Below are 14765 nucleotides of genomic sequence, written 5' to 3' on the forward strand. Positions count from 1 at the left end.
CGCTCCTCACGGAGCGGCGGGCTTGTTTGTGTTTGCGCCGGCAGCCGAAAGCAGTCCAACCTGCACTTCGTTCTCTTCGATGAAGGGTGCCCCGCTGCCGAGCTGAAGGTGAGGCCCGATCAGTCTCATCAGCGCCCACAGCTGAATGTCGCACGCGCCGTGTGATTTGGAAGCTTGTGCGATCTGTTCAGAGGCAATCTCCACCGTCTGGGGATCATCCATAGCCCGTTTCAGGAGCCACAGACCGGCGTCGGTCCATCGGACTGTGACTAGTTCGCTGAGGTTCATCTAGATCCCGTTCTGCAGATCACCCCATCGTCGGGCATAGCCGCGAACTTCGGCCCGGGCAATCGCCTGCCTATTGATGAACGCGACCTGCCGCCTGTCTCTTGCCGTCTGCGGTGGCTGGTCTCCGACAGGCGTTCATGAGCATACTGATGAGGGAGCTGCCTCTGCCGGTCGCAGAATTTCGGGCGCGGCGTAAGACAAACACCCGCTACGTCGCGGTTTTCCTGGAAAGAACCACCGCGACGTCGTGCGGGCTGTCTTCGACCTGCTCCGGATGGGAGGGTCCTTGCGCAGTTTTGCGCAGGGGCCCTCCCGCTGGCCACCGACAGGAGCACGGCGCATCACTGCACCACGCCTGGTCCTCCATCCCCCGGGATCAATTCCTCGATTCAGAAGATGAAGTCGTTCACGTCGAGATCGGCGAGGTTGACGTTGAGGAGGGTGATGGTGTTGGCGCCATCGGTGATGACGGCGTTGGCCCCCGCCTGGGTGAGGTGGTTGAGCTGGAGGTCGGTGAAGTCGGTGATGGCGGTGACGCCGGCGAGGCTGATCTTCTCGGAATTGTTGAGCTCGTCGAAGTCGGTCACCGTGTCCTTGCCGAAGCCGTTGGCGAAGATGAAGGTGTCGGCGTTGAAGTCGCCGGTGAGCGTGTCGTCGCCGGCGCCGCCGGTGATCTTGTCGAAGCCGGCAAAGCCGCGGATCACGTCGTCCCCGTCGCCACCGTCGAGCGTGTTGTTGGCAGTGCCGCCGAGCAGCGTGTCGTCGCCGGCGCCGCCATTCAGCCCGATCGTCGTGTCGGAGCCGGTGAGGCTGTCATTGCCGGCGCCGCCGGTGGCGTTCTCGATGTTGAACAGGCGGTCGACGCCGATCTCCGCGCTGAGCGCGTAGTTGAGGGCGAAGTTCAGGCGGATGTCATCCACGGCGAGGAGATAGTTGACGGTGTCACTGCCGTCGCCGCCATTGTAGGTGTCGGCGATGGCGTCGGTATCGGCGAAGAAGCGGTCATTGCCGGCCTCGCCATAGAGGAGGTCGTTGCCGCCGCCGCCATAGAAGGTGTCGTTGTCATCGCCGCCGAGAAAGCGATCGGACAGCGAGCCGCCGCGGAAGGTGTCGTTGCCTGCGCCGCCCGTGATGTCGCCGGTGACGGTGCCGGAGCCCAGCATGGTGAAGCTGTCCGCCTCGCCGCCCAGAACAACGGCGCCGACGATCGTGCCGGAATTGACGATGCTGTCGGCGCCGTCGCCAAGGGTGACGTTGCCGTTTGTCGTGCCAGAATTGGTAAAGGCCAGGGCTTGGGACCCGAAGCCGAAAATTGCGCCGGAAGTCCCGCCGATGAGCGTGCCGCCATTGACGAGGGTCGAAGGGTCGAGGGAAGCGCCGGCCAGCTGGTAGGCATAGTCCGAGCCTTGGAGAATGCCGCCCTCCGTGATGTGGGTGGTGTTGGCGCCACCACCGTCATAGATGCCAGCCTCACCTGAGACATGTCCGCCGATCGTGACGCTGTTGGCCGAGGTGTTGAGCAGGACGCCCGTGAACGTCGCGTCGATGATTCCATCGACGACAAACTGATTTCCTCCATCTGTGGTCGCGTAGAGCCCGTAGTTGCTGAAGATCGAACCTGTGCTGGTGAGGACGACGCGATCGCCGCCGTTGACCTGTACGCCGTCGTCGTCGGCAATCAGCATGCCGGCGACATTGATGACGGCGTTCGCCGCTGTCGCATTGACGCTGATCGCGTCGAAGTTCGAATTCAAATCCGACTGGATGAAGACGTAGGGCAGGACGAAGAACGGGCCGTTTCCGACATTGGCATCATCAATGACAAGGCCGGTGACCGAGTTGGTGGAGATGACGGTGGGCATCGGAATGTTCCTGAAGAGGCGGAGTGGGGGACGTGCCGCAGCCTCCCGAGCGGTCGCGCAAATGGCTTCCAAAAACGTGTCGGAATTGTGAAAACTTCCGTAGAGTAATATTGGATCTCTTACGATTGACGGCCGTTGGACTATCGGTCCCACCGCCTTATCCGACTAGAGGCGTCTAAGTGGTCGCGTGTAGTTCAGGCCTGCTTGGATTCACAGGTGTCCGTGCCTCCTTCGCATACTTGAAGAGTCGTGGCCTCTATGAAGATCGCTCTGACGAGTCGAACGACGCCGCGGCGTACGCTCTGATCGGGGATGGCTACGAAGGCGCTATTCAGCTCGCGCCCCTCCTTTGTGGAGACGAAATATGCCAGTCCGCCACTGTCATAATCTGAGGTCGGGGCGTCCTCAAAGAACGCTTCGACGGATACCCCCAGCACGTTCGCCATTTGATGCAGTCGGCTGGCGCTTACCTCGTTACGCCCCGTCTCGTACTTCTGCACCTGCTGAAAAGTGATCTGCAGCGCATGGGCGAAGTCTCTCTGGCTCATGCCGCGCGTGATCCGGTGCATCCGGATGCGGCCGCCTACCGCCGCATCGAAGGCAGTATCACTGCGTCTCTTCGGCATAAAGCCTCCGGCACTGCTGGATGCTAGTGCGCATCCCAAGGGTGAACTGGATGACCATGGTCGTCTGCTGACAGCCATGGTCGGCGTCGGGCAGCTTCGCTCCGACACCTGGCTGGCGAACGAACCGACTAACGCTGACGGTGATCAGCTTCATAACGGATTGAACTTCGTGGGTGCTTGGTAGGCCCGGCGGATCGAGGAAAAGCTTGATCAGCGGCCAACGGCGCGACAGGGATGACAAATCGATCGACGACAAGCCCGTCGCCCCTCACCGGGCGGCGGGCATTTTGCCTTTCAGCGCCTGGGCATGCCGTAGCCGAAAGGGACCGCCTGAATGACGATGGTCGTATGGCGGCAGCCGCATTCCGAGCACTTGATGCCTTGCGGCTGCCAGCCGACGTAGCGTTGATCAGCGCCAAACAGTTCGATCGCCAGCTCCATGGTCAAGCCGAGCAGCCGGGCGCATTTCGGGTCGGCGCAGTAGAAGCTGATCGACATGTCATGGTCGCGCAGATCGCCGAGGGTTCTGATCGCCGTCATGCCCACTCCACGTCGAGCTCTCGGAACGCCTCGACGACATCAGCCAGACCGTGGGCAATGAGGACGTCCTCGAGGACCGCGACGGCCTCGGACAACTTCGCCTCGCGTGGCGTCGTATCTTTCAGCTGGCGGAGCGCTTCTATGGCTTGGAGACGGGTCATGGCGGCGGTCCTGATCGGTGCGGGGCCCGATCGAAAATACGCAATCAGATCAATGACGTCCAATTCGCCCCGCACCTTTTTCGAAACGCTTGTATTACAAGCGTTTCAGGCGCATTCTGGCTGTCCTGCCGGGGTCACCACCGCGTCACTTTGTGCGATACGCAGACATGGGTCACAGACCGCACCCAAGGCACGGGTGACAACCTCGTGCCGCACCGGGGGCGTCGATCCGTTCCGATCTCTTGCTTCACGGTCTCGACCATCGCGACACGAACGCGCCGCACCGCTTCCCGGCGGCCGCGGTCGTCGACGGCGCCGACGAACCGGCGGATCATGTCGGCGACCCCGCCCCAATTCGAGACGTCTCATGCCTTCGAGCGAAGCGGGCGATTCCGGCGGCGGGTGGCGCCGGCGATGCTGCGTTCCATATTGGCCCGATCGTCGCCGAAGGCGTATTTCATCTCTGGCGGTAACCTGTTGGCGTTCCAGCGCAGAGGGTTGTGATCTCGACCCGCGCGTGTCTAAGGTCGACGAAGTGATCTCCACCGCCGATATGCGTGCCATTTGCTTCTACGCACGGAAAACACCCAGCGTTCATGACCCCAGAGGCCGGCCTTTCCAGTGAAACTGCGATGGATGGCGAGGAGAATGTTCGCCTGGCCGTCGAGGCCGCAGGCGTCGGAACCTGGTGCTGGTCACCGGTCTCGGGCATCGTCTCCCTGTCCGAGCTGGCGGCGACCTGCCTCGGCGGTGCCGCGCCGGCGATCGGCTATGCCGATTTCCTGGCACTGCTTCATCCTGGCGATCATGCGCTGATGAATGGCGCTCTCGGCGGAGCTCTGGAAGCCGACAATTCCCTCGACGTGAACATCCGTGCCGTGACGGGTGAGGGGCGAGAGCGCCGGCTCCGGTTCTGCGGGCGGGGAGTGCGCGGGAGCGACGGCAATTCCACGGTGCGGGGCATCGTCCTCGACGAGGGACACCTGGCGGCCGTCGTCACCTCGGCTGAGATCGCCATCGTCGGCCTGTCGCCCGAGGGGCTCGTGACCGACTGGAATCGGGGCGCCGAAGAGATCTATGGCTTCGGTGCCGGCGAGGTGATCGGCCGGTCCCTCGACACGCTGATCCCGCCCGAACAAAAGCGGGAACTGGATGTCCTCTTGGAGCGGATCGCCCGCGGCGAACGCGTCGAGCACCACGAATCGCGGCGCCGCCGCCGCGACGGCAGCCTTTTCGACGTCTCGCTGACGCTCGCCCCGATCTACGACCAGGCCGGAAGGCTGCTCGGAGCGTCGAAGATCGTCCGCGACATCACGCCGGCCAAGCGCGCGCTGACCGAGCTTGCCGAGCGCGAGGCGAGGCTGCAGTCGGTGCTGGACACCGTGCCGGACGCCATGGTCGTCATCGATGCCGAGGGTGTCATACAGTCCTTCAGCGTCACCGCGGAACGGCTGTTCGGCCATGCGGCCGAGGAGGCGATCGGGCAGAACGTCTCGGTCCTGATGCCGTCGCCCTACCGCGAGCAGCACGACCGTTACTTGTCGCGCTATCTGAAGACCGGGGAGCGACGGATCATCGGCATCGGCCGGGTCGTCGTCGGTGCCCGCAAGGACGGCTCGACCTTCCCGATGGAGCTGTCCGTCGGCGAGATGCACTCGCCGAAGCACCGCCTCTTCACCGGCTTCATCCGCGACCTCACCGAGCGACAGGAAACGCAGCGCCGCCTGCAGGAACTGCAGGCCGAACTCGCCCACATGTCGCGTTTCACGGCCCTCGGAGAAATGGCCTCGGCCCTGGCCCACGAGTTGAACCAGCCGCTGACCGCGGCGACCAGCTATCTCAGCGGGGCCCGGCGGTTGATCGACGGCGGCAGGCCGGACACCCTGCCGATCATCCGGGACGCCGTCGACCGCGCTGCCGCGCAGGCCCTGCGGGCCGGCGAGATCATCCGCCGTTTGCGCGAGTTCGTCGCCCGGGGCGAAAGCCAGCGGCAGGTGGAGAATCTGCCCAAGCTGATCGAGGAGGCGAGCGCATTGGCGCTGCTCGGCGCCAAGGAGACCGGCGTCAGGGTGGGCTTCGCGCTCGACCCGGCGGCCGAGACCGTGATGGCCGACAAGGTCCAGGTGCAGCAGGTGCTGCTCAATCTCATGCGCAACGCTGTCGAGGCGATGCAGGACGGCGAGCGCCGCGACCTCGCCGTGACGAGCCGCCTGAAGGATGACGGCATGGTCGAGATCGCCGTCGCCGACACCGGCACCGGCATCGCGCCGGAGATCGCCGCCCAGCTGTTCCAGCCTTTCGTGACGACCAAGGAGCGGGGCATGGGCGTCGGGCTCTCGATTTCGCGAACCATCATCGAAGCCCACGGCGGACGCCTCTGGACGGAACCCAATTCCGGCGGCGGCACGATCTTCCGCTTCACCCTGCAACATCTGCCGACGGAGAATCTCGATGATGCCGACGAATAGCGGCGTGGTCCATCTCGTCGACGATGACGAGAGCGTGCGGCAGTCGATTGCCTTTCTCCTGGCCACGGCGGGCTTTGCCGTACGCGTTCACGTGTCCGGCTCGGCGCTTCTGGAGGTGGTCGACACGCTGCAGCCCGGCTGCGTCGTGAGCGACGTCCGCATGCCGGGCATCGACGGGCTGGAGCTTCAGCGGCGGCTGAAGGCGAAAGGGGCGTTGCTGCCGGTCATCATCATGACAGGTCATGCCGACGTGCCGCTGGCCGTGCAGGCGATGAAGGACGGGGCGATCGACTTTCTCGAGAAGCCCTTCGACGACGCATCCCTGCTCGCGGCCATCGATACGGCGCTGAGAGGGGTCGAGGTCAGCGGCGAGATGGATGCCGAGATCCAGGCGACCCGGGCAAAGCTCGCCACGCTGTCACCGCGCGAGCACCAGGTTCTCGACGGCCTGCTCTGTGGACATCCCAACAAGACCATTGCCTACGATCTGAAGATCAGCCCCCGGACCGTTGAGGTGCACCGGGCGAACGTCATGACCAAGATGGGCGTGGCGAGCCTGTCCGATCTCGTCCGCACGGTCCTGCGCGCCGATCCGGCGAGCGGCCGGTAGCCCCGGCCAACTTTTTCGCCGACCTTGCGCGAGGTCAAGGATCCAGTTCCGATTGGCTGCCATCTTGCCCCGGCGGGCGCAGCACTCGGCTGCCTCGCGGCCCGCCGGAGCCCGTCGGAATGACAGCAGACACAACTCATATCCTCGTGGTCGACGACGACGAGGCGGTTCGCGAGTCACTCAAGTTCGCGCTCGAACTCGAGGGCCTGCAGGTCAGCCTCTGCCGGGCGGGGGAGGAACTGCTGGTGCACCCTCATCTGTCCGTCGCCAAGTGCCTCGTCATCGACTTCAGGATGCCTGAGATGGACGGCATCGCCGTCATCCAGGCCGTCCGATCACGCGGCTTCGCCTTGCCGGCGATCCTGATTACCGGCCACGCCACCGCAGTCCTTCGGCAGCGTGCCGACGAGGTCGGTGCGCACGCGCTGCTGCAGAAGCCGCTTGCCGGCACAGATCTTCTCGATTGCATCCGACAGGCGATCCGGCTGACGTGATGGCCGCGCCAGCGGCGCCGGCGAGCGAGTGTTCCGTGGCCTTGGCGCTCCTGACCGCGGAGCGCGAACGTTGCGATGCGCATCGGGCGATCGGCCTGCACGGCCGGATCGACATGCCGCAGAGCGAAGGACGAACCCCGTGACCGCGAACGGTCCGTTTGGGCCTGCCTGCCGCCGGACATGGCGGTGCCGCCCAGCGAGGCGGGCCCTTGCCCCTCATGGAAGGGGGGGCACTACGTACAATCCCTTAGGAGCTAACCGAATTTCGCCGATCGTGGCGGTGGCTAAAGCTCAGCCCGTGATCTCAGAGAGACGAAGGGAGCTGACCATGCCGAGCATTGCTTTCGACGAGACCTTCGGCACTGCTGCGCAGACCGACCGGGACCCCGCCTCGAGGGATCCGTTCTCGGCACGCAGCGGCGCCGCCTTCGCCCGCTCGCAGCGAACCGAGCGGCATCCCTCCGGCGAGGGCCGCGGCACCGGCATCGCGCTGGCGGGTCAGGTCCTCAATTTTGCCGAGGGGCGTGAGATCTACGGCGAGGGCCAGCCGGTCCGCTTCTTCTACAAGGTGATGAGCGGGATGGTGCGGACCTGCCGCTTCACCAGCGACGGACGCCGGCAGATCGATGGTTTCCATGCCGAGGGCGAGATCTTCGGGCTGGAGACCGGCGGGGAGCACCGCCTGTCGGCGGAGGCGGTGAACGACTGTTGCGTCGTCGCCTATCGCTGGGCCGGGCTGGAAGCCTTCGACGGCGGCGAGGCCGACACGGCGCGCACGGTGTTCGGGTTTGCGGTGACATGCCTCAAGCGCGCCCAGGAGCACGCGCTGCTTCTCGGACGGCGCAGCGCTGCCCAGAAGCTTGCCACATTCCTGCTCGATCTTGCCAGTCGTGGCTGCGGCGGCCCTGATTCCCCGGACAGCTCCGTCGACCTCGCCATGACCCGCCAGGACATCGCCGACTACCTCGGCCTCACCATCGAGACGGTGTCGCGGACGCTGTCGCAGTTCGAGCGCGATCGACTGATCGCGCTGCCCTCGATCCGTCACGTGGTGTTGCGCAACCGCGCGGCGCTGCAGGACCTGGTCGACTGAGCCGCCGGGAGCGCCGAGAACAGGGCCGACAGATCGATGCGGTGACGACCAAGAACGCGGCAGACAGCCGGCAGATCAATTTCGAAGGTGCGCCCCTCGTGTATTTTCTCGCGCTTGCCACGGACTTCGACGGGACGATCGCCCATGACGGGGTGGTTGCGGCGGAGACCTGCGCGGCCCTTGAGCAACTGAAGACGAGCGGGCGGCGACTGATCCTCGTGACCGGCCGCGAACTGCCGGAACTGCTGCGGATCTTTCCGCAGGCCGCCATGTTCGACCGTGTCGTCGCCGAAAACGGCGCGCTCCTCTTCGATCCCGAGACGGGACGCGAAACGCTGCTGTCCTCGCCGCCTCCCGAAAGCTTCGTGGCGCGGCTGCGGGCCAAGGCGGTCGGCCCGATCTCGGTGGGCCGCGGGATCGTCGCCAGCTGGGAGCCGCATCAGAACGCCGTTCTCGATGCCATCCGCGAAGCGGGGCTGGAACTCCAGATCGTCTTCAACAAGGGCGCGATCATGATCCTGCCGCCGGGCGTCAACAAGGCTTCCGGCCTTGCGGCGGCGCTGCGCGATCTGGAACTCTCGCCGCACAACGTCGTGGCGGTGGGCGACGCGGAGAACGACCACGCGCTTCTGGCCGCCAGCGGCTGCGGGGCAGCCGTCGCCAATGCGGTCCCCGCCGTGAAGGAGATGGCCGATCTCCAGCTGTCGGGCGATCATGGCGCCGGCGTTGCCGAACTCGCCGGCCGGATGATCCGCGAGGATGCCGGGCTGGCGCCATTGCCGCGCCACGGCATTCGCATCGGCGTCGACAGGCAGGGCGCCGATGTCCTGCTGACGCCCTTCGGGGGCAACGTCCTGATCGCCGGTGGTTCGGGCTGCGGCAAGTCGACCCTTGCGACCGCGCTGTCCGAGCGCATGGCGGAGAAGCGCTTCGAATTCTGCATCATCGACCCGGAAGGCGACTATGTGGATCTCGAGCATGCCGTCTTCATCGGCACGCTCCGCAGTCCGCCGCCGGCCGGTGAAGCCCTGAAGCTGCTTCGCGACGACGCGGTCAATCTCGTCGTCAACACGCAGGCGCTCCACCGCCACGACAGGCGCCTGCTCGCGGCGGCGGTGCTTGTCCAGGTTGGCCGGCTCAGACAGCGGACAGGGCGCCCGCACTGGCTGTTGATCGACGAGGCGCACGAGGTTCTTCCGGCGAAAGACGAAGCGTCAGTCGGCTTCGCCGACGAGGGCGGGACGATCCTCGTGACTGCCTATCCGCACGCGGTCGCGGCCGACGCGCTGCGCCGGATCGCGGTCGTCGTCGCGATGGGCCGGGACGCGCATGAGACGCTCGCCTGCGTCGCCAAGGCGACCGGCGCAGCGAGGCCGACCGGGATTCCCGTGCCGGGGCCGGGCGAGGTTCTCGTCTGGAGGGTCGCCTCGCCCGAACCGCCGCTCTGCGTGAAAATCAGTGAGCCGGCTCAGTTTCACCGCCGGCACCGGGGCAAATACGCCCTTGGCGACGTGGGCTCGTTTCGCAGCTTCTATTTTCGCGGTCCGGACAAGGCGATGAACCTGCCGGCCCGGAACCTCTATCGCTTCATCGAGATTGCCGACGAGGTCGACGATCCGACCTTCGAACATCACCTGCGGGCGGGCGATTATGCCGCCTGGTTCCGGCACGTGATCCGGGACGAGGATCTCGCCGACGAGGCCGCCCGGATCGCGCGCGACACGTCGTTGCCACCCCAGGAGAGCCGCCGGCAAATCCGCAAGGCGGTGTGGCGGCGCTATGCGGCGCCGGCGGAAGGATGAGCGGCATGCACTGGCCCATGAAGTCACGTCCGAGCGAAGTCCCGAGAGAGGGGGTGGAACTCTCCGGCGGCGAGTTTGCCGGCGATCCGGCTTTGCGCGGGCGCTGGCACGAAATCTCCTGCGATGACGTCCTCTCGCGCCTCGGCGCGTCGCTGGAGGGGCTCTCTTCCGCGGAGGCCGAACGCCGACTGTCCACCCACGGTCTCAACGTGCTGCCGCAACCCTCGGGCCGCTCGCTTGCCGCGATCGTGCTCGGCCAGTTGAAGAGCCCGCTGATCTACCTGCTTCTGGCCGCGGCGGCGGTCTCGCTCGTCCTTGCCGAATATGACGACGCCGGTTTCATCTTTCTGGTCCTGATCATCAACACGGTGGTCGGGGCGGCGCAGGAGTGGCGCGCCGAGGCCAATACGGCAGCGCTGCGCTCGGCGATCGCGACGCTCGCCCGCGTACTGCGGGACGGCGTGGCTGGACGGGCGGATTCCAAGTTCCTGGTCCCCGGCGACGTCGTACTCCTCGAAAGCGGCGACCGGGTTCCTGCCGATCTGCGCATTCTCGACGCCGCCGAGGCGCAGGCCGACGAATCCTCGCTGACCGGGGAATCGCGTCCTGTCGACAAGGCGGCAGGCGGAGCACTCGCGCCAGGGACACCGCTGGCCGACCGTCTGACCATGCTGTTCGCCGGCTCGACCGTGCAGCGCGGCCGGGTGAGGGCGCTGGTGGTGGCGACCGGCAGCGCGACGGAGTTGGGCGCGATCGCCGGGGCCCTGCAGGCGCCGCCCATGCCGCCGCCGCTGACCCAGCGCCTCGACCGGTTCACCCGCATGCTCGGGCTCGCCTCTCTCGCCGTCGTCGGAGCGGTCATCGCCTTGCAACTCGGCATCGGCGTCCCGGTGCGCGAGACCTTCTTCGTCGCCATCGCCCTTGCCGTTGCGGTGATCCCGGAGGGCCTGCCGGTGGCGGTGACCGTGGCTCTGTCGCTCGCCACCAGGCGCATGGCGCGGCGCAACGTCATCGTCCGGCACCTGCCGGCCGTCGAAGGCCTTGGCGCCTGCACGGTCGTCGCGACCGACAAGACCGGCACGCTGACGATGAACCAGCTGACCGCGAAGCGGCTGTGGCTGCCGGAGCATGGCTTCGTCGAGATCGACGGCGTCGGCTTCGAGGTCGGCGGCAGACTCCATCAGGATGGTGGAGGGCTGACGGATGGGGCGCAGGCAGCGGCTCGCGCCCTGGCTCGTTCGGCGGCACTCTGCAACGACGCGGACTTCGACCCCGACGGCGGCCCGGAACGCCGCAGCGGCGACACGGTGGATCTCGCCTTCCTCGTCCTGGCGATCAAGGAGGGCCTCGATCCAGGCGCGCTCCGCAAGACGGCGCGGCGCCTCGCCGACCGGCCGTTTTCGGCCGAACGCAAATATGCCGCCAGCCTGAATGACCACGGCGATGAGAGGCTCATGCATGTGAAGGGGGCGGCCGAGGTCATCGTGCCGCTCTGCCAGGCTGTCGATGGCGAGACGGTCCTGATGCTGGCCGAGGAGATGGCGAGCCGCGGCTACCGCGTGCTCGCCGTCGCCGTCAAGCAAGTTGCGGCCGCGGGCGATCCCGCCGCGCACCAGGCGTTTGCCGGCGAGCTGACCGGCCTGACGCTGCTCGGCCTCGTCGGCTTCATCGATCCCCTACGGCCGGAGGCGAAAGCGGCGATCGCGGCCTGCCGCCGGGCCGGGGTGTCGGTCAAGATGATCACCGGCGATCACGCGGAGACGGCGCTGGCGATCGCACGAGAGCTCGCCATCGCGGAGCGGCCGGAAGAGGTGGTGACGGGGCCGGAAATCGTTGCGGGCGGCGAGGGGCTCGCCGGCCGGATCGCGGCGGCGAGCGTCTTTGCCAGGGTCGAGCCCGCCCACAAGGTCGAGATCGTCGAGGCACTGCAGCGCGCGGGCCATCTCGTCGCCATGACCGGCGACGGGGTCAACGACGCGCCGGCGCTGCACCGCGCCGATCTCGGCGTCGCCATGGGCCGCGATGGCACCGATGCGGCGCGTGACGCAGCCGATCTCGTTCTGGCGGACGACAACTTCGCGTCCGTCGTCGCCGGAATCGAGGAGGGGCGAGCCGCCTATGCGAACATCCGCAAGGTCATCTACCTGACGATCTCGACCGGTGCCGCGGAAGCCGTCATGTTCCTGCTGTCCCTGGTGATCGGTCTGCCTTTGCCGTTGACGGCGATCCAGCTCCTCTGGCTCAACCTCGTGACGAATGGCGGCCAGGACGTCGCGCTGGCGGCGGAACGGGCGGAACCGGGCCTCCTCGACCGTCCGCCGCGTTCGCCGAGGGAACCGCTGTTCGACGCCCTGATGATCCGCCAGACGCTGCTTTCAGCCGCCGTCATCGGCCTCGTCTCGACGGCCGCCTTCGCATGGATGATGGCTCAGGGCTGGAGCGAGTTCGAAGCCCGCAACACGCTGCTCTTCCTGATGGTGGCCTTCGAAAACGTCCATGTCTTCAATTGCCGGTCCGAAACCCGCTCGGCCTTCCGGATCAGGCTTTCGGCCAACTGGGCGCTGATCGCAGCGGTGGTCGGAGCCCAGGCGATCCACATCGGGGCGGCCTTCACGCCCGGCCTGAGGGATCTGCTCGGCCTCACGCCGCTGCCGCTCTCCGAATGGCTGCTGCTGATCCCCATCGCGCTGTCGGTCCTCGTCGTGATGGAGGCGGACAAGTGGCTGCGGTCGCGGCGAGCGGACAAGGCCCCGGACCGTGTCCTGCCGGGCGCCGCGAACGGGCCGGCCGCCAATGGTCCGGCAGAGACCCGGCTGACGACGAGAGGGCTTCGATGATGCCGTTGTTCGATCGACGGACGCTGTCGTCGCTCGCCCTGATCGCGGCCGTGATCGCCGGCCTCTATCTCTGCTTCCTGATGGCGGCCCCGTTCCTGCCGGCGATCGTCTGGTCCTTCGTCCTGGCCTGCCTCATGCGGCCGCTGCATCGCAGGCTTTGCCAGGCCACCGGAAACGATGCCGTTTCGGCCGGCGTGACGGTCTCCCTCGTCGCGGCCCTGGTGGTCTTTCCCGGTCTGATGCTCGCGAGTGCGCTCCTGAGAGAGGCCGTCCGCAGCGCCGCGAATCTCGAGCCCATGATCGCCGCCAATCCCTGGTCCGCGATCCTCGATGCGCATCCCGTCGTCGCGGCCGCGGCGGACTGGATCGACCAACGGTTCGACATGCGGAGCATCCTCCAGTCCGTCGCCACCTGGCTGGGGCGCTCGAGCGCCACTCTCCTGCAGGGCTCGATCACCGGCTCGATGAACCTGCTTCTGACGTTCTATTTCCTGTTCTATCTGCTGCGCGACGAGACGCGGGCAGTGACGGCGCTGAAGGCGGCGCTTCCGCTGTCGCAGGGGGAATTCGCGCTCCTCGCCGAACGGGTGATCGCCACCGTTCGCGCCAGTGTCCTCGGAACGGCCTTCGTCGCGATGCTGCAGGGGGTTCTGGGTGGCCTGAGCTTCTGGTGGCTCGGTCTGCCCGCGCCGATCTTCTGGGGCGTCGTCATGGGATTTCTGGGCATCGTCCCGTTCCTGGGCGCCTTCGTCATCTGGGTTCCCGCGGCGGCCTATCTGGCACTCAGCGGCGATCTTCGCGCGGCGATGGTCCTCGCCTTATGGGGAACCCTGGTCGTCGGCCTGGTCGACAATCTCGTCTATCCGATCCTGGTCGGGCGACAGCTGATGATCCACAGCGCGGTGACATTCATCGCCGTGGTCGGCGGTCTGCTGGTCTTCGGGACGACGGGGTTGGTCCTCGGCCCGATCATCGTCGCGGCCCTGCTCGCGCTTCTGCAGACCTGGCGCCTGCGGGAGGAAGCCGCACGGCCTCGCGGCGGCCGGGCCGAGCTCGAAGCCTGATTTGGACCAGCGCCACGAGGCGCTGCCGCCGTGCCCGCCGGAAGATGCGCGACTTGATCTCGCGCAATGCGGATCCAAGGGCGCTGTGGCGTCATGGGCGGGTGAGCGGCACGTGCATGTGCCGAAAGGAGCAATGGTTCATGATCCTGCCCAATGGCACCATCGTCGCAGTCGCAGATGGCGCGACGCTGAAACTCTTCCGCAACCGGGGCGCCGAGCCGCATGTCGACCTCGTCGCCTGCGACGACCCCGACATCGTCGCCAAGAACCCCGGCTCTGGCGCGCGCCACCGGCACGGTTCCGCCAATCCGGATTCCGGCCGCGGTTCCGAGGACGGCTTTGCCGCTGCGGTCGCCGACCATCTGAACCATCTGGCGCTCGGCGGGAAGCTCGACCGGCTGTTTCTCATCGCCGATCCGCGGACGCTCGGCGAGATCAGGCGCCACATCCACCCGCAGCTCGCCGGCAGGATCGTCGGGGAATTGGCGAAGGATCTGACCGCCCATCCGGCGGGCGATATTGCCGAAGCCATCCACCGCGCCTGAACGGCTTACCGTCAGCCGAAGCCATCCGGGGGAACGCCATGCAACGTCTCGCTGTCGTGCTGCTCTGCGTCCTGTTCGCGCCAGCCGCCGTTCATGCCCAAATGAAGGGAGACCCGGCGACCGGCCGGGTGATCGCCGAACGCTGGTGTTCGGCCTGCCACCTCGTCTCGCCGCGACAGACGTCGGCAAGTGCCGACGTCCTGACCTTCATGGCCATTGCCGCAAAAACCGGAAGCGACCTGAAGTCGCTTGAAGCCTTCCTCGCTGATCCGCATCCGCTGATGGCCGATCCCGGCCTGACACGGCGCGACATCGGCGATCTCGTCGCCTATATCGCCAGTCTGCGCTGACCGCGCTGCCCGGCGCCGGGATCGG

15 protein-coding genes are annotated in these 14765 nt (G+C 66.6%); 9 read left to right on the forward strand and 6 right to left on the reverse strand.

All coding sequences use genetic code 11. From position 1 onward, the window contains the following. Positions 1-6: 6 nt before the first annotated feature. The 6 genes from ATO4_RS14370 to ATO4_RS27745 form a co-directional block, all read right to left on the reverse strand. Positions 7-288, reverse strand: coding sequence for a hypothetical protein (locus tag ATO4_RS14370; protein ID WP_083592227.1), 282 nt, complete (start codon positions 286-288; stop codon positions 7-9). Between the two features lie 389 nt (positions 289-677). Next, positions 678-2150: a calcium-binding protein gene (locus tag ATO4_RS28705; RefSeq protein WP_083592228.1), complete on the reverse strand. Its 1473-nt coding sequence runs from the start codon at positions 2148-2150 to the stop codon at positions 678-680. 194 nt (positions 2151-2344) lie between these two features. Further along, entirely contained in the window at positions 2345-2776 is a 432-nt protein-coding gene (locus ATO4_RS14380) for a helix-turn-helix transcriptional regulator (protein WP_083592229.1), read from the reverse strand. Beyond that, entirely contained in the window at positions 2757-3032 is a 276-nt protein-coding gene (locus ATO4_RS27135) for a hypothetical protein (RefSeq protein ID WP_139802454.1), read from the reverse strand. The genes ATO4_RS14380 and ATO4_RS27135 overlap by 20 nt, the downstream gene beginning before the upstream one ends. A 38-nt stretch (positions 3033-3070) precedes the next feature. Beyond that, positions 3071-3316, reverse strand: coding sequence for a hypothetical protein (locus ATO4_RS14385; protein ID WP_083592230.1), 246 nt, complete (start codon positions 3314-3316; stop codon positions 3071-3073). Continuing rightward, positions 3313-3477 carry a hypothetical protein gene (locus ATO4_RS27745; RefSeq protein ID WP_176222993.1) on the reverse strand — a complete coding sequence of 55 codons (165 nt, stop codon included), beginning with the start codon at positions 3475-3477 and terminating at the stop codon, positions 3313-3315. Before ATO4_RS27745 ends, ATO4_RS14385 begins: the two co-directional genes overlap by 4 nt. Positions 3478-4109: 632 nt before the next feature. Between ATO4_RS27745 and ATO4_RS14400 the strand changes: the two genes are divergently transcribed. The 9 genes from ATO4_RS14400 (at position 4110) to ATO4_RS14440 (ending at position 14740) form a co-directional block, all read left to right on the forward strand. Then, the gene (locus tag ATO4_RS14400; protein WP_083592233.1) at positions 4110-5945 is read left to right on the forward strand and encodes a PAS domain S-box protein; all 1836 of its coding nucleotides are present in this window, start codon (positions 4110-4112) and stop codon (positions 5943-5945) included. Beyond that, positions 5932-6555, forward strand: a complete 624-nt coding sequence (gene fixJ / locus ATO4_RS14405) for a response regulator FixJ (protein ID WP_139802462.1) — start codon at positions 5932-5934, stop codon at positions 6553-6555. The genes ATO4_RS14400 and fixJ overlap by 14 nt, the downstream gene beginning before the upstream one ends. 146 nt (positions 6556-6701) lie before the next feature. Next, complete coding sequence (locus ATO4_RS14410; protein ID WP_245308759.1) at positions 6702-7049, forward strand: response regulator; 348 nt, start codon at positions 6702-6704, stop codon at positions 7047-7049. Positions 7050-7377: 328 nt separating this feature from the next. Next, positions 7378-8142 (forward strand): helix-turn-helix domain-containing protein, encoded by a 765-nt coding sequence (locus ATO4_RS14415; protein ID WP_083592236.1) that lies wholly within the window; start codon positions 7378-7380, stop codon positions 8140-8142. 98 nt (positions 8143-8240) lie between these two features. Next, positions 8241-9944 (forward strand): HAD-IIB family hydrolase, encoded by a 1704-nt coding sequence (locus ATO4_RS14420; RefSeq protein WP_083592312.1) that lies wholly within the window; start codon positions 8241-8243, stop codon positions 9942-9944. 5 nt (positions 9945-9949) lie between these two features. Next, the gene (locus tag ATO4_RS14425; protein WP_210191078.1) at positions 9950-12781 is read left to right on the forward strand and encodes an HAD-IC family P-type ATPase; all 2832 of its coding nucleotides are present in this window, start codon (positions 9950-9952) and stop codon (positions 12779-12781) included. Continuing rightward, positions 12778-13845: an AI-2E family transporter gene (locus ATO4_RS14430; protein ID WP_176222994.1), complete on the forward strand. Its 1068-nt coding sequence runs from the start codon at positions 12778-12780 to the stop codon at positions 13843-13845. The genes ATO4_RS14425 and ATO4_RS14430 overlap by 4 nt, the downstream gene beginning before the upstream one ends. 140 nt (positions 13846-13985) lie before the next feature. Continuing rightward, positions 13986-14390 carry a host attachment protein gene (locus tag ATO4_RS14435; protein WP_083592238.1) on the forward strand — a complete coding sequence of 135 codons (405 nt, stop codon included), beginning with the start codon at positions 13986-13988 and terminating at the stop codon, positions 14388-14390. Between the two features lie 38 nt (positions 14391-14428). After that, positions 14429-14740 carry a hypothetical protein gene (locus ATO4_RS14440; RefSeq protein ID WP_083592239.1) on the forward strand — a complete coding sequence of 104 codons (312 nt, stop codon included), beginning with the start codon at positions 14429-14431 and terminating at the stop codon, positions 14738-14740. The last annotated feature ends 25 nt before the right edge of the window (positions 14741-14765 follow it).

The organism is Aurantimonas sp. 22II-16-19i (assembly GCF_002088275.1).
Taxonomy (GTDB): Bacteria; Pseudomonadota; Alphaproteobacteria; order Rhizobiales; family Rhizobiaceae; genus Jiella.

Bases quoted from the DNA above. Each gene is read 5' to 3' on its own strand.
- fixJ (WP_139802462.1), top strand. From the start codon at position 5,932: ATGCCGACGAATAGCGGCGTGGTCCATCTCGTCGACGATGACGAGAGC.
- ATO4_RS28705 (WP_083592228.1), bottom strand. From the start codon at position 2,150: ATGCCCACCGTCATCTCCACCAACTCGGTCACCGGCCTTGTCATTGAT.
- ATO4_RS14440 (WP_083592239.1), top strand. From the start codon at position 14,429: ATGCAACGTCTCGCTGTCGTGCTGCTCTGCGTCCTGTTCGCGCCAGCC.
- ATO4_RS14430 (WP_176222994.1), top strand. From the start codon at position 12,778: ATGATGCCGTTGTTCGATCGACGGACGCTGTCGTCGCTCGCCCTGATC.
- ATO4_RS14380 (WP_083592229.1), bottom strand. From the start codon at position 2,776: ATGCCGAAGAGACGCAGTGATACTGCCTTCGATGCGGCGGTAGGCGGC.
- ATO4_RS14415 (WP_083592236.1), top strand. From the start codon at position 7,378: ATGCCGAGCATTGCTTTCGACGAGACCTTCGGCACTGCTGCGCAGACC.
- ATO4_RS14400 (WP_083592233.1), top strand. From the start codon at position 4,110: ATGGATGGCGAGGAGAATGTTCGCCTGGCCGTCGAGGCCGCAGGCGTC.
- ATO4_RS14435 (WP_083592238.1), top strand. From the start codon at position 13,986: ATGATCCTGCCCAATGGCACCATCGTCGCAGTCGCAGATGGCGCGACG.
- ATO4_RS14425 (WP_210191078.1), top strand. From the start codon at position 9,950: ATGCACTGGCCCATGAAGTCACGTCCGAGCGAAGTCCCGAGAGAGGGG.
- ATO4_RS14385 (WP_083592230.1), bottom strand. From the start codon at position 3,316: ATGACGGCGATCAGAACCCTCGGCGATCTGCGCGACCATGACATGTCG.
- ATO4_RS27745 (WP_176222993.1), bottom strand. From the start codon at position 3,477: ATGACCCGTCTCCAAGCCATAGAAGCGCTCCGCCAGCTGAAAGATACG.
- ATO4_RS14370 (WP_083592227.1), bottom strand. From the start codon at position 288: ATGAACCTCAGCGAACTAGTCACAGTCCGATGGACCGACGCCGGTCTG.